Below are 20,848 nucleotides of genomic sequence, written 5' to 3'. Positions count from 1 at the left end.
GTGTCCGCGAGGAACAAGGCCGCCCGGGCGGCTGTTCCCGAGTGAAGCCTATTCATGATCAAGGAGGGACCCATGGCGCAGTGCGACCAGTGCGGAAACGACTATCACGATCCGCTGACCGTCTCGAAGGGCGGTCAGACCTTCACCTTCGACAGCTTCGAATGCGCCGCCCAGAAGCTCGCGCCGAATTGCGCCAATTGCGGCGTGCGCGTGCTCGGCCACGGCCTGGAGACCGGGGGCGGCACGATCTATTGCTGCGGCAATTGTGCAGAGAGCGCCGGCGCTCAGGCGCGCGCCTGAGCGGTCTGATCCAGCGCCCAGGCGACCAGCCGGGCTTCGAGCCGGTCCTTGAAGCGCGAGGGGGCGCCGAGACCCATGCGCTCCATCGCGGCGGGATGCTCTGAAGGGTCGCCGGAGGTCAGCGCCGCGGCGATCGTTTTCGCGCGGCCGACCTTCGTGGACGTGCGCTCTTTCAAGAGGCCCAGCGCGTCCTTCAGCGCCTGCTCGGTCTCGTCGAGATCGGAGCCGAGCGGGTAGTCCGGCGCGAGGCCGGACGACCGCGCCTCTGCAAGCGCTTCCCGGATCGCTTCAGGGGTGTTTCCGGTGAAGCCGGGCTCCAGTTCGAAGCTTTGCTCCACCTTGCCGGCCGCCTTCGCCGCGTCGAGGAACTCTGACTGGAAGCGCGAATCGCAGACCCGGGCGAGGCGGACGGCGACCTCGCGGTCGGTCGCGCCCCTGAGATCGGCCACGCCGTATTCGGTGACGACGAGATCGCGCAGATGGCGGGGGACGGAGACTTCTCCGGCCTGCCAGCGAATGTTCGAGGCCGGCTTTCCGCCCGACGACCGCACCGCACGCACCAGGATCACCGAGCGCGCGCCGTCGAGCTCCCTGGCCATGGCGACGAAATTGTACTGCCCGCCGATCCCGCTCACCACGCGGCCATCGCCCAGCGTGTCGGAGATCGCCGCGCCGCGCCCGTTCACCATCATGGCGGTGTTGAAAAACCGCGCATCGCGCCGCTGCGCCCGGTCCAGCGGCTCTGAGCCGTAGAGCTGGTTGATGCGGCTGATCGCGGTCATCGACACCGCCTCGCGCAGCTCGGGAGAAAGCTTGCGCAGCCGGTCGTAGAGCCGGATGGAACCGAGGAAAAACCCGCCGTGCAGCCGGATCAGCGGATGGGCCGCGTTCGCCTCGCCGCTCTGCATCAGAGCCAGCTGGGCGTCGAGATCGTCATGCACACCGCGGCGCAGAACGCCCGCTTCGAGCAGTTCGATCAGCCCTTCGGTGATCATCTCCGAACAGCCGTAAAGCCCGGTTTCGAACGGTCCCGTCCCGCCGATCGCGGGATCGACCTGCGGGCCTGAGAGCCTGTCGAGCACGGCGCGGAATTCCGCGTTCTTTCCGTCTCTGAGACAGATCGCCCGCGCCAGCCCGTCGCCCAGCGCGCCGATGCCGATCTGAAGCGTGCCGCCGTCGGGGATGAGCGCAGCCGCCCTGAAAGCGATCGCCCAGTCCTGATCGCTCACCTGCTCGCTCGGCACGGGGAAGAGCGTGTAGCCGGGCGTTTCCAGCACCGCGTCGAAGGTCTCTGCCGGCACGGCGGCCTCATGGCCGAAGAAGGGAAGCTCGGGATTGATTTCGGCGAGCAGGGCTGTGGGCGTGCCCGCCTCGGCGCGCGCCTTCATCATCGGGATGAGGTCGAGGGTGAGATCGGGATTGCACGACAGCGACAGCCGGCCGCGCGCCTCGGGATCGGGGGCGACCATCTGGGCGATGACGTTCAGCCCGGAGTCGAAAATGTCCCTGGCGGCATGGGTGTAGTTCGCGCTGACGTAATTGGCTTGGGCGTGCGGGTTCTTCAAAAGGCCGCCCGGCGAGAGGAAGAACTCCTTGATCGTGACGTTCCCAGGCAGCGCGTTCCTCGCCCGGTCGGCGGTGTAATCGAGCCGCGGATAGCCCGCATAGAGCCGCTCTGCGATCGGGTCGAGCAGGCGCGCGGCGAGCGCGTTCGGCGCGGCCGGCGGGCTCAGCGTCAGCGCGGTGTAGATCGTCAGATCGATCTCAGGGTCGGCTTTCGCGGCCCGGTAGAACGCGTTCGCAAGATGGTTCGCCTTGCCCAGCGCCAGCGGCAGGCCGAGCACGACGGTCTTGCCGATGCGCGCGATCGTGTCGCGCACGATCGCGTCGGCGCGGGCTGCGAGGTCTGAGGGCGCGGAATCGCTCATCCGGTGAGAATGGACCAGCCCTCGCTCGGCGCGAAGCGTTCACCGTGCTTGCTCTGAAGCTTTTCGAGATCGGCGACGACCGGTTCGATCCCGCGATAGCGGGCGTAGCCGAACGGCCCGCCCCGGAACGGCGCGAAGCCGGCCCCGAAGATCAGCGCGGCGTCCACGTCTTCCTCGCTGTCGGCGATCCCTTCGTAAAGCAGCTCTGCGCAGGTGTTCAGAAGCGGCAGGATCAGCCGATCGCAGATCGGATCGAGCCGGCCGTCCCTGAGATCGTCGTCGGACACTTTGTGCTTCTGCGCCTCGCCGTCCTCGTAGTCGTAGAACCCGCAGCCGTCCTTCACCCCGGCGCCGCGTGTCTCGAGCGTCTTTTTCACGATCGCCGGGATCTCGCCGATTTCTTTCGGATAGTCCTCGCGCAGGTGCTCTGCGACGTCCAGCGCGATGTCGAGCCCGACATGGTCGGCGACCTCGACCGGGCCCTGCGCCATGCCGAACTGCTCGGCGGCCGCGTCGATGAGCTCGGGGTCGGTCCCCTCTTCCATCAGGCGCGCGGCTTCCAGAAGATACGGCGTCAGCGCCCGGTTCACGATGAAGCCCGCGCCGTCCTTGGTGGTTATGGGCAGCTTGTCGATCGCTTCGGCGAAACCGGCGGCCTGGGTCAGCGCGCGCTCTGTCGTGCGGCCGTGCCGGACCACTTCGACCAGCGGCATCTTGCTGACCGGATTGAAGAAATGAAGCCCGACGAGACGACCGGGGCGTTTCAGCGCGGACGCCATCGATTTCAGTTTCAGGCTGGAGGTGTTCGTCGCGATGATCGCTGTCTGCTTCATGCGCGGCTCGAACTCTTCAAACAGCTGTTCCTTGAGGTCGAGCTTTTCCGGCGCGGCCTCGATGACGAGGTCGGCCCGCTCGATCCCGTCGCCTCTGGGGTCGGGGATGAGCCGGTTGCGCGGCGGCCGCAGATCGCCGCGGGTCTTCGCCGACTTCTTCCAGAAGAGCTTTTGCGCCTTGCCGATCGCCTCGGCGATGGGATCGAGCTGCACGTCGGTGAGCGTCACCTCGAAGCCCTTGAGCGCGGCCCAGGCGGCGATCTCGCCGCCCATCGCGCCGGCGCCGATGACATGCACGCGGCGGATCTCGAGATCGTCCTCGGAAAGCCGCGCCTCGCGCTTTTTCTTTTCCTGTAGCAGGAAGACCCGGCGCAGATTGCGCGAGGCGACCGAGCCCGACAGCTCGGCGAAGAGCTCGGTCTCCGCGTCCATCAGGTCGTGATCGATCCCGTGTTCCTCGAACAGATCGATGATGCGGAAAGGCGCAGGGTAGTGATCAGGCCGCACCTTCTCCTTCGTCTTGCGCCGCATCTGGCTCGCCATGAAGCCGCGGGCGGGCCGGGTGTCGAGCGCGTCGCGCTTGAGCGCGTCCAGCCGGCCGGGCTTCTTGGGCTCCTCGCCGAGCTGCGCTCTGGCCGCGGCGTGAAGATGACGCTGCGGGACCGTCTCGTCGAAGAGACCCAGCTTTGCGCCTTTCTTCGCATCGACCGTCTTGCCGGCGAGGATGAGCTGCATGCCTTCGGCGGCGCCGATCAGGGCGGGCAGGCGATACGTGCCGCCCAGGCCCGGGCACAGGCCGAGCTTGACTTCGGGCAGGCCCGCCTTGGTGTCGTCGCGCGCCACGCGGTGATCGCAGGCGAGCGCCACCTCGAGCCCGCCACCCATGCAATGGCCGTGCACCATGGCTACGGTCGGGCAGTCGAGATCCTCGATGCGTTCGAGCAGATCCTTGCCGTCGGTGATCATCGCGCGGATCTCGTTCGCGCTCATCTCGTCGAGTGTCTCGACGTCCGCCCCGGCCATGAAGCCGGAGGCTTTCTTCGAATAGATGACGAGCCCTTCGGGCGTGTCGGACTCGATCTGCTCGATGATCGTGTTGAAGCTTTCCAGCGCGGCGCGGTCGAGCACGTTGGCGCTGCGGCCGGGCATGTCCATGCCCGCCCAGGCCACGCCGTCGTCGTCGCGTTCGAGGGTCCAGATATCTGTCATGTCGGTTCCCTAAGCCGCGGAGACGAGCATGGCGCCGCCCTGCCCGCCGCCGATGCATTCGGTGGCGAGGCCGCGCTTTCCGCCCGTGCGTTGAAGCGCATAGAGCGCATGAAGGACGATCCGGGCGCCCGAGGCGCCGACCGGATGGCCCAGGCTCACCGCCCCGCCGTCGATATTGAGCTTGTCGCGGTCGATCCGGCCCATCGCGCCGTCGAGGCCGAGCCGATCCTTGCAGAAATCCTCGTCCTCCCAGGCGGCCAGACAGGCCAGCACCTGGGCGGCGAAGGCCTCGTTGATCTCCCAGACGTCCGGGTCGTTCAGGCCCATCCCGGCGCGCTTGAGGATCGGGGTCGCCGAGAGCACCGGCCCCAGCCCCATGCGCTTGGGATCGAGCGCGGCCCATTCGACGTCCTCGATGAAACCCAGCGGCTCGACGCCCATCTTCTCGGCGGCTTCCTCGCTGGCCAGCAGCAGCCAGCACGCCCCATCGGTCACCTGGCTGGAATTGCCCGGCGTCACCTGGCCGTGCGGCTTTTCGAACGCTGGCTTGAGACCGGCCAGCTGATCGACGTCGGTGTCGGGACGCACGCCGTCGTCATGGTCGAAGACCTGCCCGTCCTCGGAGAAGACCGGCACGACTTCGTCTTCGAGCCAGCCTTTCTTCTGGGCGCGGGCGAGACGCTTATGGCTTTCGACCGCGTACTCGTCGGCCTGCCGGCGCGTGATCCCCCATTCGTCGGCCAGGACCTCGGCGGTTTCGCCCATCCCCAGACCCACCACGTCGTCGGTGAGGCCCTTTTCAAGGCTCACCACCGGCTGGGCCATGGCCGGGCGGAAATCGGCCAGGGCGGACATGCGCTCGCCCGTCCCCTTGGCCTTTCTGAGCTTGCCCAGCCAGGCGGCGGTGTCTTCGGTGAGCTCCAGCGGCGCATGGCTCAGCGCATCGGTTCCGCCGGCCAGGATCATCTCGTTGCGGCCCATGGCGATCTGCTGGAAGGCGTTGTCGAGCGCCTGCATGCCCGAGCCGCAATTGCGCTGCACCGAATAGGCGGGCACGTGCTCGCCGATCCCCATGCGCAGGGCTGCGACACGGGCGGTGTTGGGCGCTTCTGAGGTCGGCGCGCCGCAGCCCAGGATCACCTCCTCGACCCGCTCCATCACCGCAGCCTGGCGCAGGGTCAGGGGTTGGCCGGCGGCCACCGCGATGTCGACGGGCGAAAACGGGCCGGGCTCGCCGCGCGCCTTGATGAAAGGCGAGCGGGCGCCGTCGAGCACCGCTACGCGGCGCTTCGGTCGTTGCGTGCGCTGGGCGATAACGTGGCTCCTGTCAGTTCTTCGGGTTCGAAATCATCGACGACGAGAATCTTGCGGACGAGATCGTCGGTCTCTTCGATCTCCTGGCGTTCGGCGCGGCTGATCACGCCGCAGCGCACCGCCTCGTCGAGGCCGAGCTTCTGCTTCTTCGCCTTCTTCAGAAGACGATCGCGCTTGATCACGCGCGGCAGCGCCTCCTCGATCAGCGCCATCGTGCCCTCGCCGGTGTAGACGTTGCGGCCGATCCGCTCGCGCGTGTCGCCGGGCTCCTGGATGGTTTCGGCGACCGCGTGCATCAGGCTGTCGTGCGGCGGCTGGCGATGAAGGCCGAGCGGGCCGGTCAGGAAGCTGAGCACGCCGCGCCAGACCGGGTTGGGGAAGTGCCGGCGCACCGCCTGCAGCCGCTCCTGAAAGCGGTAGAGCCCGTCCTCGAACACATAGTCGAGCACGACGCGGTCTTCCTTCGGGCAGCCTTCATGCTCGAAGCGCTTGAGCGCGCCGGACAGCAGGTAGATCTCCGCCATCATGTCGCCGAGCCGGGCGGACAGGCTCTCCTTCTTCTTCAGCGCGCCGCCCATCGTGGCGAGCGCGAGTTCGGTGGAGATCGCAAGCTGGGCGCTGCAGCGCGAGAGCTGTTTGTAGTACCAGTCCTGATCGCCCGCGCCGTCAGGGGCGGAGGCGAACCGGCCGCCGGTCAGCGAGTGCCAGAAGGAGCGGCCGACCGTTTTCAACTGCCAGCCGATATGGCCCCAGAGCGCCTTGTCGAAGGAGTCGAGATCGTTCTCCCGGATCGCCTGCATCTCCCTGAGCAGATACGGGTGACAGCGGATCGCGCCCTGGCCGAAAATGATCAGCGAGCGGGTGAGCACGTTCGCGCCCTCCACCGTGATCGCCACCGGCAGCGCCTTGTAGGCGGTGACCACCGGGTTGCGCGGACCTTCGCAGATCGCCTTGCCGCCGAGCACGTCCATCGCGTCGTTGATCGCGATCCTGAGCCGCTCGGTGGCGTGGTATTTCATGATCGCGCTGACGACGGCCGGCTTTTCGCCCTCGTCGATGCCCGCACAGGTCAGGAGCCGCGCGCCGTCCAGCGTGTAGGCCGAGCCTGCGATCGGGGCGAGCTTCTCCTTGACGCCCTCGAACGCGCCGACCGGCAGGTTGAACTGGTGGCGGATGCGCGCATAGCCGCCCGCCGCGCGGGACATCGCCGCACAGCCGGCCGCCGACAGAGAGGGCAGCGAAATGCCGCGCCCGGCCGCGAGCGCGCCCATGAGCATTTTCCAGCCCTGGCCGATCTGGTCCTTGCCGCCGAGGATCTGATCGATCGGGACGAACACGTCCTGACCGCGCACCGGACCGTTCTGAAACGCGATGCCGGAAGGGTAGTGCCTGCGGCCGGTTTCCAGCCCCGGCGTGTCGGTCGGCACCAGAAGCACCGTGATCCCGAGATCCTCCTCGTGGCCGAGATGGCCGTCAGGATCGAACAGGCGTACGGCGAGCCCGACGATCGTGGCGACCGGGGCGAGCGTGATGTAGCGCTTGTTGCAGGTGATCGAGACGCCGAGCTTGGTCTCGCCGTCGATCTCCTTTTCGACGACGACGCCGTAATCGGTCATCGCCGAGGCGTCCGAGCCGGCCTCGACCCCGGTCAGGCCGAAACAGGGAATGTCCTCCCCGCTCGCGAGCCGGGGCAGGTAATGGTTCTTCTGCTCGTCCGTGCCGTAAAGCAGCAATAGCTCTCCGGGCCCGAGCGAATTGGGCACCATCACGGTCACCGCCGCAGTGATCGAGCGTGTCGCAATCATGCGCACGACTTCTGAGTGGGCGTAGGCGGAGAAGCCCTTGCCGCCATAATCGGTCGGGATGATCATCGCGAAAAAGCCTTCGCTGATCAGATAGTCCCAGACCGGTTGGGGCAGGTCCTTGTGCTCGTGCTCGATCTCCCAATCGTCGAGCATGGCGCAGAGCTTTTTCGTCGGGCCTTCGATGAAGTCCTGCTCGGCCTTGGTCAGCCGGCCGACCTTCAGCCCGCGCAGATAATCCCAGTCCGGCTTGCCCGACACGATCTCGCGATCCCACCAGACCGTGCCGGCCTCGATGGCCTGGGCCTCGGTGTCGCTCATCTCCGGCAACAGGCTCTTGAACCAGCCCATCATCGGCTTGGAGATCAGGCTCTTGCGCAGCCCCATGGACGTATTCCCTCCCGGTTCGGATACACCGATCCGAACGCGCGCGAAGAAGGGAGGGTTCCGGGGCGGGCGATGGCCGAGGCGAGCCGATGACGGTCAATGGCGCCAAGTCTGAGGATGACTGCTCGTCTAGTTTCTATCGCTGCCCGCACCGACCGGATTTTCCAGTCCGACGATGTGGCGGATGTCATACGTGAAAACTCTGCCGTTCAGTTCATCCCATCCGTGCCCGACATTATAAACATACGCGATCCGCGCCGGAGCACAGCCGAGTTCGATCCCGACGAGGCGGTCGGCTCGGGAGGACGCCCGGTCACCGGCGAAATGCAGGTGCAGCGTGGTCGGCAAAGTCCCGGCGCCGCACGACGCGAAGTCCCACTCGGCGCGGTCGACACCCTCCTGATCCAGGCACGCGATACGGACATACTCGTCGGAGCGGACATCATGCCGGCGCTGAATGACGGGTCCGGCGATCCGATACCCTTTGATCGATGGAGGCTGACGCCGTCCGCTGAGCCTTGACGTGCAAGCCCACATGCCACGCATGACCGCGGTCGCGCCTTGAGGGTCGTCGATCCGCGCTAGCGGAACCCACTCTTGGGCGCCCCCGGTCAGCCGGCGCCCTTTGCAAGGCCCGTCAATCATCACCCTTTCTAATTCGACGCGGCCATATTCTCCCCGCTCGATTCCTCCGCCATATCCGCCGTTGTGGCCGATGATACGGATCAGTTCGACGGCGCAGGGCTTGTCGAACCGTTCGCGCGTACCGAATCCGGCGAAACCCAGATTGGAACTCACGATCATCGTATAATCGCCTCTCGAACCGATGAGCCCGCCATTGGCGGGCACCATCCCTTGAGCGCCTCTAATGATGAGGCCGTCAGCAAAGGCGGTGGATCCTGCGGATGCATGACATAACGCAATTAAAAATAGTGCTCGCAAAGCTATCAGACGCATCGTCACCACCCCCACTGCCGTGTTTGCACCGACTTCATTAGGTCGCATTAGCCGATGCGATGCAAGAAACGCCGGCTGGATTTCTTTCGACCTAGTGCGCTTCCCGGACCTCTTGCGAATAGCCGGGAGACCGGCCGCGCCTGTTGCCGCCGACGCCCGCGTGCGTCGGCGAGGAACCTCCCCCGCCGCGCCCCGGTTGAGCGAAAGCCCCCTTTCGCCGCCGGAGCGCCGCCATGGCCGCCCTCACCCTCGCCGAGAAACTGATCGAGGCCCACCTCGTGGACGGATCGCTGGAGCGCGGGGGTCCGATCGCGCTTCAGATCGACCAGACCCTGACCCAGGACGCGACCGGCACCCTTGTCATGCTCGCTCTGGAAGCGATGGATCTCGACCGGGTGAAGACCGAGGTGAGCGCCCAGTATGTCGACCACAATCTCATCCAGGCCGACCACAAGAACCCCGACGATCACGCCTTTCTGAAAAGCGCCGCGGAGCGGTTCGGGCTGTGGTACGCCCCGCCGGGGACGGGGGTCAGCCATCCGGTCCATATGGAGCGCTTCGGCCGGCCCGGCGCGACGCTTCTGGGCTCCGACAGCCATACCTGCGCGGCCGGATCTCTGGGCATGCTGGCGATCGGAGCGGGCGGGGTGGACGTCGCCGCCGCCATGGCCGGCGAACCCTTCCGCACGAAGATGCCCGAAATCCTCGGCGTCGAACTCACCGGCGAGCTGCCCGAGGGCGTCAGCGCCAAGGACGTGATCCTTGAAATGCTGCGCCGTCACGGCGTGCGCGGCGGCGTGGGCAAAATCGTCGAGTATCACGGCGACGGGCTGAAATGTCTCAGCGCCATGGACCGGCACGTCATCGCGAATATGGGCGCAGAGCTCGGCGCGACGACGAGCGTGTTTCCCGCCGACGCCGCGGTGCGCAGCTTCCTCAAGGCGCAAGGCCGCGGCGACGCCTTCGAGGAATGGTCCGCCGACGAGGGCTGCGCTTACGACGAGACCGACACGATCGATCTGTCAGAGCTCGTCCCGCTGATCGCCAAACCCGTCAGCCCGGGCAATGTCGTGAGGGTCAGCGAGCTTGAAGGCGAGCCGATCGGGCAGGCCTATATCGGCTCGAGCGCCAATCCCGGCTATCGCGATTTCGCCGTCGCCGCCGCCATGCTGGACGGCGCGCAGGCTGCGCCGGGGGTGAGTCTCGACATCAACCCCACCAGCCGGCAGATCCTGATGACGCTGCTGCGCGACGACTGGCTGGGCGCGCTTCTGGAGGCCGGGGCGCGGCTCCACCAGACCGGCTGCAACGGCTGCATCGGCATGGGCCAGGCGCCCGCCAGCGGCACGATCTCCCTGAGGACCACGCCGCGCAACTTCCCCGGCCGGTCGGGCACCGAAGAGGACAGCGTCTATCTGTGCAGCCCGGAAACCGCGGCGGCCAGCGCGCTGACCGGAAAGATCACCGATCCGTGCTCATGCGCGCCCATCCCGAAGATCGCCGAGGCCGACCAGCCGGTGCGCATCGACATGATGCGCGCGCCTCTGCCCGAGGACGAGGCGCGCGAGGTCGAGCTGGTCAAGGGCGCGAATGTCGGCGAGATGCCCGAGCTCGACGCCCTGCCCGATGCGCTGAAGCTCTGCGTGCTGATCAAGGCCGGCGACGACGTCTCCACCGACGAGATCCTGCCCGGCGGCGCGGAGGTTCTGCCCCTGCGCTCGAACATAGGGAAGATCGCGGAGTTCTCCTTCATCCGCGTCGACGACACCTATGTCGAGAACGCCCGCGCGCTGAGCGAGGACTTCGACGGCCATGCCGTGATCGCCGGGGAGAATTACGGCCAGGGCAGCTCGCGCGAGCACGCCGCCCTCGCCCCGCGCCATCTGGGCCTCAGGTGCGTGATCGCGAAAAGCTTCGCGCGGATCCACCGCCAGAACCTGATCAATTTCGGGATCGTTCCGCTCATCTTCGCGAGCGAAGACGATTACGAAGCCGCCCGGACCGGCGCGGCGCTCTCGATCGAAGGCCTGGAAGAAGCGGTGAAGACCGCTGAGGAGATCGAGGTCGCCCTTGGCGATGAGACGATCACCTGCCGGCTCGATCTGTCAGACCGCGAACGCGAACGGCTGGCCGCAGGCGGCGCGGTCAATCAGATCCGCGCCGCCCTGGCCGCGTGAGCGCTACTCCTCCAGCCCTTCGAGCAGGACCTCCACCGCGGCGAGCAGCGGCAGGTCCTCGCCCTCGGTCGCCGCTTCAGGCGGGTTGTCGACCATGATGTCGGGCATCAGGGTCTGGTTCTCGACCGGCTGGTTGTCGGGATCGAGCACGGGCAGCTGCGGGATGCCGAAGACCAGATCTCCGCTCATCAGCGTTTCCCACCACACCGCCGTACCCGTGCCGGGCACCGGCATGCCGACCAGCGGGCCGACCTCGAACATCTTGTAGATCCACGGGAACATGTGAGCGTTGGAGTAATTGCCCTCGTTCATCACGACCGCGCTGGGCTTGGTCCAGCGTTCCTCCGGCGCGCCGGGAATGATCCGGTCGCGGGCGCGCAGATTGAAGTACGCCTCGCCGGTCAGCAGCACCAGAAGATCGTCGTGCAGCCAGCCCCCGCCGTTGAAGCGGGTGTCGATGACGACCGCTTCCTTGTGGAAGTTCCGGCCCATCAGCTCGGAATAGATCTGCCGGTAGCCGGTGTCGTTCATCGAGCGGATATGCACATAGCCCAGCCGGCCGTCCGACGCTTCCTCGACGATGGCGCGCCTGCGGTCGATCCAGCGCTCATAGAGCGCCTCGTTCTCCGCGCCGCGCGAATAGGTGCGCACGATCACGTCGCGCGGGCGATCCAGCGCGCCGGGCCCGCGCACCGTCATGCGGATGCGCTCGCCGGCCTTGCGGTTCAGAAGGCTGAACGGGTTGGTGGTCTCGTCCAGCGTCACGCCGGAGATTGCGGTGATCCGCGTGCCCGGCGCGATGTTCAGCCCTTCGCGGTCGAGCGGGCCGCCGGCGAGCACTTCGGAGATCACCAGCCCCGGCCCGTCCGCGCTCATGTCGAAGATCGCGCCCAGAGCGGCGGTGTTGTCGTCGTCCCCGTCGCCGGAGCGATAGCGCATGCCGGTATGGCTGGCGTTCAGCTCGCCCAGCATCTCGCTCATCAGGACCGCGAAGTCGCGATTGTTCGCCACCGCGCCGACCTTGGGCGCGTAGACCGCGCGCGTGGCCTCCCAATCGAGCCCGTGGAAGCCGGGGTCGTAGAACTTGTCTTCGACCTGCCGCCAGACATGCTCGAAGAAATACTCCCGCTCGGCGTCCGCGCGCAGGGTCATTTCGCCGGACACCTGGATCGGTTCGACCGCGCCGCTGGACAAGGTCACCTTGCGAAGCGAGCCGTCCACCAGAAGGATCGCCGTGGAGTCGTCGACCAGTTCGATCGAGGCCGAGCGCGCGCCCAGGCTCGCGAGCTTCTTGGTCTCGTCCTTGAACAGATCCTGGACCCACAGGTCGAACCCGCCCTCGAACCGGCTGAGATAGTAGAGCTTGCCGTAATCCTCGCTCCAGGCCGCATCGGCCAGCGCGGAGGAGTGCATGGTCAGGCGCACCGTGCGGTCTTCCACCCGGTCGAACTCGATCTCGAGATCTTCCTCCATCCAGGCTTCGATCCAGGTGAAGAAATCGAACAGCCCGCCGGTGCGCTCGGTCTCTTCCTCGCCCTCGTCTCCGTTTTCTTCGGCCTCGATCTCTTCAAGCAGGGCGCGTTCGTCCTCGGTGAGGTTGAACCGGTCCCAGGCGGCTTGCGTCAGGAAGGTCGCGACCACGTCGACTTCCGACCCCCAGGAGCCGTGCGAGCGCTCGCCATAGCGGTCGGAGACCCACATGATCGCCTCCCCGCTGGGATGCCAGATCGGGGCGAAATCGCCATAGCCGGAAATCGAGATGTTGCGCGGCTCGGCCGAACCGTCCGCCGGCGCGATCCCGATATCGCCGTAGAAATAGCTGCCCGCGATATAGCTCGCGGTCACCCAGCTGGAATCCGGCGACCAGTCGAAGCTGATGTCCCCGTCGGAGTAGGAATAGTTCAGCTCCGGGCCGAACAGCACGCGGCGGTTCGAGCCGTTGCGGTTGATCACCGCGACCGCGTCGCGGTTCTCGATGAAGGCGATCTTCTCACCGTCCGGGCTGTAGAGCGGCTGGAAGGCCTCCCCGTCCGGGGCGGTGTAGATCAAGCGCTCTTCGAGCCGGGTGGCGGCGGAGAAGCGCGGCTCGTTCTGGTCGGTCAGCCGGGTCTCGTAGAGCGACCAGGCGCCGTCGCGATTGCCGGCGTTGACGATCGCCCGGCCTTCGGGGTGAAAGTCCACCGAGCGTTCCTGCTCAGGCGTGTCGGTGATCCGCACCGTGGTGGAGAAGTCCGCCGACGTGACGAACACCTCGCCGCGGGCGATGAAGGCGATCTCCTTGCCGTCCGGGCTGACCGCGAAATCGCTGATCCGGCCCGCGACCGGGAAAGGCTGCGGCGCGTCGCGCAGCGGCATGGCCGGGAAGCGCACGCTGATCCGCCTCGGGTCCTCGCCCCGGCGCACCGTGTAGAGATCACCGTGCTGGGAGTAGACCACCAGGCCGTCGTCAGAGGCGCTCAGCTCTCGGGCCGGCTGGGGGCCGTGATCGGACATCCGCTCGCGCTGGCCGGTCGCAAGATCGAGCCGCCAGGCGTTGAAGGTGTCGCCGTCCACCTCGGACAGCAGGAACAGCGCGTCGTTCCCGTCCCAGGCCGGGGCGTGATCGCCGCCGGCGTTGTCGGTGACCTGTTCATGCTCGCCGGTGGCGAGGTCCATGATCCAGACGTCGCGGGCGAAGCTGGAGACGTCGCGCTGGCGCAGCTCGTCCTCGTAGGCCTTCTCCTCGCGATAGGCGATGCGCGTGCCGTCCGGGCTGAACCGGGCCTGCTCCATGGGCGCGGTCGAGACCATGACCGGCCGGCCGCCTTGCACCGAGACCTGATAGAGCTCGGGCAGCGCGCCGGTCGGGAAATAGCTCGAACTCGCCGAGTCCGTCCGCGCCGAGCTGAACAGCACCGCCAAGCCGTCAGGCGTGAAGTCGCTCGGCCGGTCGTCGGCGGAGTGGTGGGTCAGCCGGGCGAGGCCCGAGCCGTCCGCGTTCATCACGAACACGTCCAGATCGCCGAACCGGTCGGACGCGAACGCGACCTTCGACCCGTCGCGCGACCAGACCGGATGGCCGTCCCAGGCGTCGTCCACCGTGACCGGGCTCGCCACACCGCCCCGCGCCGAGACGCGCCAGACATCGCCCCAGGCGGTGAACAGGATTTCAGACCCGTCCGGACTGACCGCAGGCTGGCGGAGCCAGGTTTCCGGCGCGGTCTGCGCGCTCGCGGCTGAAACGGTGACGAGCGCGGCGAAAGCGCCGGCGGCGATCCTGATCATGGCGTGCCCCCTGATGGATTCGATAATTGCGACCACCCTGCCAGAGCCGCCGGGCTCGGCCAAGTTACGGTCAGGAGAGCTTGAGCGCGCCTGCGTGCGGGCTTAAGTCCGGCCCCGGCGACAGAAAGGACCGATCATGGCGAGCTTCACCGACGAGGCCTGGGCGCGCATCGCCCCGATCCGGCAGGCGATCTACGACATGGATTTCAACGTCCGGCTTGCGGACGGCACGCTCGATTCCGGCGTGTTCGCAGGATATGTCGTCCAGGACAGCCTCTATCTCGCCCAGTACGCCAAAGCGCTGGCGATCTGCGGGGCGAAGGCGCCCGACGGCGACGCGCTGATGACGTTCTGCGGATCTGCGACCGGCGCGATCGAGGTCGAGCGCATCCTGCACGAGACCTATTTCAAACAGTTCGGCATCGACCCCGAGGCGGCCGCCAAAGCCGAGCCCTCGCCGACCTGTCTCGCCTATACGAGCTATCTTCTGGGCGTCGCCGCGACGGGAAGCTTCGCCGAGCTCGCTGCGGCGATCCTGCCGTGTTTCTGGATCTATCAGGACGTCGGCACGCGCATCCACAAACAGGCCGCCAACGACAATCCCTACCGCGCCTGGATCGACACCTACGCCGACGCTGATTTCGAAGCGGCCACAAGGGCCGTGATCGACATCACCGACCGGGCGGCCGAAGCGGCCGGGCAGGCCGAGCGGGCGCGCATGCACGAAGCCTTCCTGCGCTGCTCGCAATACGAATACATGTTCTGGGACGCGGCCTGGCGGCGCGAGGACTGGGCGGTGAAACCGGCATGCTGATCACCGATTTCATCGGCCTAGCAGGCGTGGCGTGCATCCTGCTCGCCTATTTCCTCCTGCAGATCGAAAAGGTGCGCGGAGACACGCTCGCCTATCTGCTTCTGAACACGGTCGGGGCCTGCCTTCTGATCATCTCGCTGATGGTGACGTTCAATCTGGCGAGCTTCGTGATCGAGATCTTCTGGCTGGCGATTTCACTGTTCGGTCTGGGCAAGCTCGCCTGGCGGCGGTGGAAAAGTTCCGATCCGGCTTGACGTTAGCCGCGCCGGACGGTGAAGTTCACACCCATGAGCGCCATCGATCTTTTTAGGGAGCGGATCGGTCAGACCCATGCGTCTGAGTGGTTCGCCGTCGACCAGCCGCGCGTGAACGCCTTTGCGGACGTCACGCTCGATCACCAGTTCATCCATGTCGACCCCGAGCGGGCGAAACGCGAGACGCCGTTCGGCGGACCGATCGCGCACGGCTTCCTGACCCTGTCCATGCTGTCGAAGTTCGCCGAGGACGCCCTTCCGCCCTTCCCCGAGAAGGCGATCGGGATCAATTACGGCTTCGACAAGGTCCGCTTCCTGTCCCCCGTCCGGGTGGGCGCGAAGCTGCGCGGCAAGTTCACCCTCGCCGACGTGACCGAAAGAAAGCCCAGCCAGTTCCAGCTGACCCAGGACGTCGAGGTCGAGATCGAGGGGCACGACACCCCGGCGCTGGCCGCGAAATGGCTGAGCCTGGTAGTGGTCAGCTAGCGCGAGGCGGTCTGCGTGCCTTCGGGACGTTCGGGCTCCGGCAGAGCGATGCCCTGCACGGCGAGCGCGGCGTTGAGCATCCCGGTTTCGAACCAGTAGGCGCCGGCGGGCCTTCCGTCAGCCCCGGTGAATTCAACGCGAACGCCGTCGCGCGGCGTGAGGTGGGTCATCGCCCTGAGCGCGCGGTCGGGAAAGACGAAGCCGCGCGCGGGCGCGCCGCCTGCGGGCGCCAGCCTCGCGGCGGTGTCGGGATCCAGCCTGCCGCTTGCGGGAATGCGGATTTCCGCCCGCGCGCCGCCGCCCCAGGCGCTGACCGGATCGCCCCCCGGCGCAGGCAGAAGCCCGCCCGCGGTGAAGTCCAGCGGATGCGCCTGCCGGGCCGGATCGCGGAACACGATCACCGCGAAGGCGGGCGCGGCCTCTGCGCGATAAGCCAGCACGAACCGGTCTTCCTCTTCGCCCGGCGCAAGACCGAGGGTCGCTTCGGCCTCAGCAGTGGACTGACGCACGCGCCAGTCCGGCGCGCCGCGGCGGCGGCGCTCGCTGATCCAGTGCTGATGACGGCCGGGGAAGGCGATCTCGGTGAGCGGGGCCAGCCGGTCGATCTGCGCGCGGTGGCCTTCGGCGAGCCGGGCTGTGAGCGGGCCGTCGCAATCGGGCGCGCCGGCTGAGGCTTCGTAGCGATCCAGCGCGGCCGGGTCGGCGCCGCCGCGCACCGCGTCGTCGCGGGCGAGCGCGACCAGCGCGTCCAGCAAGGCCCGCTCTGCTGGAGCGAACAGCGCGCACGCGCTGTCGGCGGCCCTCAGCGCGACACGGTCGGCGTAAGGATCGGGCGCGGCCTCGGAGGCGGCGAGCGCGAGGCTCAGAAGGATGGCGGCGGGCGTCATGCCCGCAGGGTCTTAAGCCCTGCGGCTTGACGTCCGTTTAACGCCGTGACCGAGCAGAAGCAGCAGCACGGCGAGGCCGAACGCGCCGATCGCCAGCCAGTGATCGTTCGCCCGGACCATGCTGGACGCCCATTCAGCAGAGAAGCGCGGCGCGGAGCTCGGCCCGAAAGGCGTCACGTCCGCCGCGTCCCAGAGCGCGGCGCGGCCCGAAAGCCCGGTCCACAGGCCTGAGCGCGCGAGGCGCTTGGCGGCGCGGGCGTAGTCCGCCCCTTCGGGCGCGGTGATCAGCGCCACGCGGCGGCCGTCGCTGCGTTCGAACAGGGCCGCAACGCCGGTGATCATCGCATCGCGCTCGACATCGTCGGACGCGAAGGCGGTGGAGCCGTAATAGCGCCGCTCGCGCGGGGCGCGGTTGGCCGCCGCCGAGGCTGCGGCGCGGACCTCGGCCGGCGCCAGCGCCATCAGGCGCGGATCGATGGCGGACTGCGGTCCCAGCACCAGAAGATCGTGATTGAGCGGGGCGGCGTCGGCGTCCTCGCCGTACCAGGCGTAGAGCCAGGCCGAGCCCGAAGCCAGCGCGGCGCGCGCGACGACGGCGAGGCTGGCGGCGCGCTCTTCAGGGTCGGTCCCGGCGAAGACCACGGCGGCGCGGCCCCCTTGATCGGCCCCGAACGGCGCGCCGCCGGACGCAAGGCCCTCGAGCGCGGCGTCGGCGAGCGAGGGAACGCGCGGCCGGTCGAGCCGGCGGGCGGTCAGCGCGCTCGTCATGTCGAAGCGGACGGTGTGCGCGTCCATCGAGCGGGCGGCGAACAGGCGCGCCGCAGCGATGAGCGAGCCCGAGCTGCCCGCGCTCAGACGAAGCTCGGACGGACCGGTCAGGTCGATCGCGGGCGCAGCCGCGCCGCTGCGCAGCTCGGCGCGGACGGTGAGTTCGGCCACGGACGGATCGCGCACCAGGATAGGCGCTTCACCCATGCGCAGGGCGAGGCCCTGGGAGACCAGAGCGGCGACCGCGAGCGCGTCTTCGCCGGCCGGATCGGCGTCGATGAAGACCCGGCGCGGCGCGGCGAAGTCGGCGGCCAGCGCCTTTTCGATCTCGTCGAGCGCGGCGTATCCGCCGGCGGGCCGGGCCGAGACGCGCAGGCGCGAGGCGTCAGCGTCGATCGTCCAGCCGGTCTCCCCGGCGTCGTGGATGCGCATCACCAGCATGTTCTCGCCGGCGCGCAGATCGTCGGAATAAAGCGCGAAGCGCGCCTCGAACGGCTCGGCGCGGGGCTGAAGCTCCACCGCGCGGGAGCGGTTGACGAAGACTTCGATGCGCCCGCCGGAGCGGCGGCCGTCAGGATCGGCGCTCATCAGAAGCTCGACGCCTTCGGGAACAGCGTTCGGCGCGATCGTGAACGGGATACGGATCTCGCGGCTGTCCGCGTCCAGGCGCAGAACGCTGCTCTCGCCGGTCATCGAGGAGATCAGCGCCTCTTCGGACCGGGCGGGCCGGACCTCGGCGAGCGCCGGGGTCTCTTCTGAACTGGATGCTGGTGAAACGGATGATTGTTCAGCCGAGGCGGCGGCCCCGGCGTCGGCGGCGGTGTCTGCGAACGACGTTCCGGTGGCCGCAAACGCGGCGCACATAACGGCGCAAAGGCTCAAAAAGCCTCGTTGTATCGACATGGCACGCTCCCCTCGCTTAAGAGATTATTAAGCAATTGAGCGGCCATCAACCGGAATGTCGGATATTAAGGCGCGTTTCTGGGTCGACGCCCTGCGCTGGCGGGCCGAGGCCGCCGGCGCTTCTGTCTATGTCAGCTGCAAGGGCGACCCCGATGCGGGCGCGGTGCTGGTCAAGGTGCTGCTGCCCGGCGGGCGGGCCGCGCTCTATGCGCCGGCGCGCGATTTTCAGGGCGAGCGGGTCTGGACGCGGCCACTGGGCGAAGAGCCCGTGCCGGAACGGGACGCCGACGCCTACGCCGAGCGCCGCCGGGATCGTGACCCCGACATCTGGGTGGTCGAGATCGATGATCCGCATGGTCGAGACTTCCTTAACGAGCCGATTGAGAAGTCTTAACGGCTGAGCTGGCATGATCGCTCCCGTTCACGAAGCCCTGTGAGACGCGACGGCGATGCTGTTTCTGTTCAACGACGCGATGTTCGATATCGGCGACGCGCGCGCGACCGCGCTCGAACTCGGCCTGGCCCACGGCTATGCCGAGGAGACCTTGCTGGGCATGCGGGTGGGCAAGGTCGCCAAGATGATCCGCGAGGCGATCTTCGACGAGCCGCAGCTGGCGCGCACCAATCCCGAGCTGGGCTGCTTCCTGGCCGCGATGATCGCGTGGAAGACCGACGAGGCGAACGCCATGCTCGCCGTCGCGCCGCGCCACGCCCAGCTGCCCACGCAGGTGCGGCTGCGCCTGGCGTCGGTGTCGCTCGTCACCATGGCCCAGCTGCGCGAACTGCAAAGCCAGGGCAAGCTTTCAAGCCACGCCGCGAACCTGTCGGTCTGGTCCCAGGCGCCGGCCCGGCTGAGAGCGTGAGGCGGCCCGGGCTTCTTGCCCTTCTCGCCAGCGCGCGCTAGTCCGCGGGACGTATCGATCCCTTGAGCGGACCAGTTTCATGACCTCTGCGGCTGACGGAGCGCAATGGGCGCGCCGGCGCACCTACGCCATCATCTCCCACCCCGACGCGGGCAAGACCACGCTGACGGAGAACCTTCTGTTCACCGCAGGCGCGATCCGCCTGGCCGGACAGGTGCGCGCGCGCGGCGAGAACCGGCGCACGCGGTCGGACTGGATGAAGATCGAGCGCGAGCGGGGCATCTCGGTCAGCGCCTCTGTGATGACCTACGAGCACAAGGGGCTGACCTTCAACCTTCTGGACACGCCCGGCCACGAGGACTTCTCGGAAGACACCTACCGCACCCTCACTGCGGCCGACAGCGCCATCATGGTTCTGGACGCGGCCAAGGGCGTGGAGCCGCGCACGCTGAAGCTCGTCGAGGTGTGCCGTCTCAGGGACATCCCGATCCTGACCTTCATCAACAAGTTCGACCGCGAGGCGATGGACCCGTCCGAGCTGTTCGACGACATCCAGGACAAGCTGGCCCTGGACGTCGCGCCGATGCAGTGGCCGGTCGGTTCAGGAAACCGCTTCAAGGGCGTGGCCGATCTCAAGGCGAACGAGTTCGTCGCCTATCGCCGGCCCGAGGGCGACGAGTACGTGCCCAGCGAACGGATTTCGATGGACGGAAACGCCATCGCCGCGGAGCTGAGCGAGGACGAACTCGCCGAGCTGCGCGAAGGCGCGGAGATGGCGCGCGAGCTGCTTCCCCCCTTCAATCCCCAATCCTATCGCGAAGGCCATCTGTCGCCGGTCTATTTCGGCTCGGCGCTCAGGCGTTTCGGGGTACGCGAACTGCTCGACGCGCTGGCCGAGATCGCCCCCGGCCCCGAAGCCCAGCCGGTCAGCGCCGGCCCGCGCGAAGTGCTCGAACCGGGCGACAAGGAGGTCGCGGGCTTCGTGTTCAAGGTCCAGGCGAACATGGACCCCAACCATCGCGACCGCGTCGCCTTCATGCGGCTGGTCTCAGGCGAGTTCAAACGCGGCATGAAGCTGAAGACCGACTCCGGCAAGCTTCTGACGGTCTCCGCCCCGGTCATGTTCTTCGCCGACGACCGGGAGGTGGCCGACGAGGCCTTCGCAGGTGACGTCATAGGCGTGCCCAATCACGGCGCGCTTCGTGTCGGCGACACGCTGAGCGAAACCGGCAAATGGAAGATCGCGGGCATCCCGAACTTCGCGCCCGAAATGCTGCGCCGGGCGCGGTTGAAGGATCCGCTCAAGGCCAAGCATCTGAAAAAGGCGCTCGAAAGCCTCGCCGAGGAAGGCGTCACCCAGCTCTTCCGGCTGCAGCTGGGCGGTGATTTCGTCATCGGGGCGGTCGGCGCGCTGCAGATCGACGTGATGGCCCAGCGGGTCGCCGACGAATACGGGCTGGAAGTGATGTTCGAGGCCAGCCCCTACGATACGGCGCGCTGGATCACCGGACCGCAGGCCAAGCTCGACGAATTCATCGACCGGCATAAGTCCGCCATCGCCGAGGACATCGACGGGGCGCTCGTGTTCATGGCCAAATCGGCCTGGGAGGTGAACTACTCCCAGGAGAAATGGCCCGACATCACCTTCTCGCGCACCAAGGAGCGGGCCTGAGGGCCGAAGCCGAAGAACGGGGGACAGGGG

At 67.6% G+C, this 20,848-nt stretch carries 16 protein-coding genes; 8 read left to right on the top strand and 8 right to left on the bottom strand.

Annotated features, from left to right (window positions below; all coding sequences use genetic code 11):
- Positions 1-72: 72 nt before the first annotated feature.
- The gene (locus ABL308_09175) at positions 73-300 is read left to right on the top strand and encodes a hypothetical protein (GenBank protein XBQ17730.1); all 228 of its coding nucleotides are present in this window, start codon (positions 73-75) and stop codon (positions 298-300) included.
- Here ABL308_09175 and ABL308_09170 read toward each other — a convergent pair.
- The 5 genes from ABL308_09170 to ABL308_09150 all read right to left on the bottom strand — a co-directional run bounded on the left by ABL308_09170 (position 285) and on the right by ABL308_09150 (position 8,625).
- Complete coding sequence (locus ABL308_09170; GenBank protein ID XBQ15131.1) at positions 285-2,228, bottom strand: acetyl-CoA hydrolase/transferase C-terminal domain-containing protein; 1,944 nt, start codon at positions 2,226-2,228, stop codon at positions 285-287. The two genes, ABL308_09175 and ABL308_09170, sit on opposite strands and share 16 nt — an antisense overlap.
- Complete coding sequence (locus tag ABL308_09165; GenBank protein XBQ15130.1) at positions 2,225-4,270, bottom strand: 3-hydroxyacyl-CoA dehydrogenase NAD-binding domain-containing protein; 2,046 nt, start codon at positions 4,268-4,270, stop codon at positions 2,225-2,227. The genes ABL308_09170 and ABL308_09165 overlap by 4 nt, the downstream gene beginning before the upstream one ends.
- A 9-nt stretch (positions 4,271-4,279) precedes the next feature.
- Positions 4,280-5,545 (bottom strand): acetyl-CoA C-acetyltransferase, encoded by a 1,266-nt coding sequence (locus tag ABL308_09160; GenBank protein XBQ15129.1) that lies wholly within the window; start codon positions 5,543-5,545, stop codon positions 4,280-4,282.
- Positions 5,546-5,547: 2 nt separating this feature from the next.
- Positions 5,548-7,773 carry an acyl-CoA dehydrogenase gene (locus tag ABL308_09155; protein XBQ15128.1) on the bottom strand — a complete coding sequence of 742 codons (2,226 nt, stop codon included), beginning with the start codon at positions 7,771-7,773 and terminating at the stop codon, positions 5,548-5,550.
- A gap of 129 nt (positions 7,774-7,902) precedes the next feature.
- Positions 7,903-8,625 (bottom strand): hypothetical protein, encoded by a 723-nt coding sequence (locus ABL308_09150; protein ID XBQ15127.1) that lies wholly within the window; start codon positions 8,623-8,625, stop codon positions 7,903-7,905.
- 338 nt (positions 8,626-8,963) lie between these two features.
- On the opposite strand from ABL308_09150, the gene ABL308_09145 reads away from it, so the two are divergent.
- Entirely contained in the window at positions 8,964-10,907 is a 1,944-nt protein-coding gene (locus ABL308_09145) for an aconitate hydratase (protein ID XBQ15126.1), read from the top strand.
- 3 nt (positions 10,908-10,910) lie between these two features.
- Here the strand turns inward: ABL308_09145 and ABL308_09140 are convergent, their stop codons facing one another.
- A complete protein-coding gene (locus ABL308_09140; GenBank protein ID XBQ15125.1) occupies positions 10,911-14,171 on the bottom strand; it encodes a S41 family peptidase in 3,261 nt (1,086 codons plus the stop codon).
- 136 nt (positions 14,172-14,307) lie between these two features.
- Between ABL308_09140 and tenA the strand changes: the two genes are divergently transcribed.
- The 3 genes from tenA to ABL308_09125 are packed head-to-tail and all read left to right on the top strand — an operon-like array spanning position 14,308 to position 15,725.
- Entirely contained in the window at positions 14,308-14,985 is a 678-nt protein-coding gene (tenA, locus tag ABL308_09135) for a thiaminase II (GenBank protein ID XBQ15124.1), read from the top strand.
- Entirely contained in the window at positions 14,979-15,239 is a 261-nt protein-coding gene (locus ABL308_09130) for a hypothetical protein (GenBank protein ID XBQ15123.1), read from the top strand. Before tenA ends, ABL308_09130 begins: the two co-directional genes overlap by 7 nt.
- Before the next feature lie 33 nt (positions 15,240-15,272).
- Positions 15,273-15,725, top strand: coding sequence for a MaoC family dehydratase (locus tag ABL308_09125; protein XBQ15122.1), 453 nt, complete (start codon positions 15,273-15,275; stop codon positions 15,723-15,725).
- Here the strand turns inward: ABL308_09125 and ABL308_09120 are convergent.
- On the bottom strand, positions 15,722-16,612 hold the full coding sequence (locus ABL308_09120) for a hypothetical protein (protein ID XBQ15121.1): 891 nt from the start codon (positions 16,610-16,612) through the stop codon (positions 15,722-15,724). The genes ABL308_09125 and ABL308_09120 overlap by 4 nt on opposite strands.
- Before the next feature lie 12 nt (positions 16,613-16,624).
- Complete coding sequence (locus ABL308_09115; protein XBQ15120.1) at positions 16,625-18,283, bottom strand: hypothetical protein; 1,659 nt, start codon at positions 18,281-18,283, stop codon at positions 16,625-16,627.
- Positions 18,284-18,338: 55 nt separating this feature from the next.
- Here ABL308_09115 and ABL308_09110 point away from each other — a divergent pair, with 55 nt between their 5' ends.
- From ABL308_09110 to ABL308_09100, 3 genes are all read left to right on the top strand, one after another.
- The gene (locus ABL308_09110; GenBank protein XBQ15119.1) at positions 18,339-18,677 is read left to right on the top strand and encodes a DUF1491 family protein; all 339 of its coding nucleotides are present in this window, start codon (positions 18,339-18,341) and stop codon (positions 18,675-18,677) included.
- Positions 18,678-18,732: 55 nt separating this feature from the next.
- A complete protein-coding gene (locus tag ABL308_09105) occupies positions 18,733-19,146 on the top strand; it encodes a hypothetical protein (protein ID XBQ15118.1) in 414 nt (137 codons plus the stop codon).
- Positions 19,147-19,225: 79 nt separating this feature from the next.
- Entirely contained in the window at positions 19,226-20,818 is a 1,593-nt protein-coding gene (locus tag ABL308_09100; GenBank protein ID XBQ15117.1) for a peptide chain release factor 3, read from the top strand.
- The last annotated feature ends 30 nt before the right edge of the window (positions 20,819-20,848 follow it).

Source organism: Oceanicaulis sp. (assembly GCA_040112665.1).
Classification (GTDB): Bacteria; Pseudomonadota; Alphaproteobacteria; order Caulobacterales; family Maricaulaceae; genus Oceanicaulis.
This window is presented reverse-complemented; position numbering and strand designations above follow the sequence as displayed.

Bases quoted from the DNA above. Each gene is read 5' to 3' on its own strand.
- ABL308_09110 (XBQ15119.1), top strand. From the start codon at position 18,339: ATGTCGGATATTAAGGCGCGTTTCTGGGTCGACGCCCTGCGCTGGCGG.
- tenA (XBQ15124.1), top strand. From the start codon at position 14,308: ATGGCGAGCTTCACCGACGAGGCCTGGGCGCGCATCGCCCCGATCCGG.
- ABL308_09115 (XBQ15120.1), bottom strand. From the start codon at position 18,283: ATGTCGATACAACGAGGCTTTTTGAGCCTTTGCGCCGTTATGTGCGCC.
- ABL308_09150 (XBQ15127.1), bottom strand. From the start codon at position 8,625: ATGGTGCCCGCCAATGGCGGGCTCATCGGTTCGAGAGGCGATTATACG.
- ABL308_09120 (XBQ15121.1), bottom strand. From the start codon at position 16,612: ATGACGCCCGCCGCCATCCTTCTGAGCCTCGCGCTCGCCGCCTCCGAG.
- ABL308_09145 (XBQ15126.1), top strand. From the start codon at position 8,964: ATGGCCGCCCTCACCCTCGCCGAGAAACTGATCGAGGCCCACCTCGTG.
- ABL308_09130 (XBQ15123.1), top strand. From the start codon at position 14,979: ATGCTGATCACCGATTTCATCGGCCTAGCAGGCGTGGCGTGCATCCTG.
- ABL308_09165 (XBQ15130.1), bottom strand. From the start codon at position 4,270: ATGACAGATATCTGGACCCTCGAACGCGACGACGACGGCGTGGCCTGG.
- ABL308_09140 (XBQ15125.1), bottom strand. From the start codon at position 14,171: ATGATCAGGATCGCCGCCGGCGCTTTCGCCGCGCTCGTCACCGTTTCA.
- ABL308_09100 (XBQ15117.1), top strand. From the start codon at position 19,226: ATGACCTCTGCGGCTGACGGAGCGCAATGGGCGCGCCGGCGCACCTAC.
- ABL308_09170 (XBQ15131.1), bottom strand. From the start codon at position 2,228: ATGAGCGATTCCGCGCCCTCAGACCTCGCAGCCCGCGCCGACGCGATC.
- ABL308_09105 (XBQ15118.1), top strand. From the start codon at position 18,733: ATGCTGTTTCTGTTCAACGACGCGATGTTCGATATCGGCGACGCGCGC.
- ABL308_09175 (XBQ17730.1), top strand. From the start codon at position 73: ATGGCGCAGTGCGACCAGTGCGGAAACGACTATCACGATCCGCTGACC.
- ABL308_09125 (XBQ15122.1), top strand. From the start codon at position 15,273: ATGAGCGCCATCGATCTTTTTAGGGAGCGGATCGGTCAGACCCATGCG.
- ABL308_09155 (XBQ15128.1), bottom strand. From the start codon at position 7,773: ATGGGGCTGCGCAAGAGCCTGATCTCCAAGCCGATGATGGGCTGGTTC.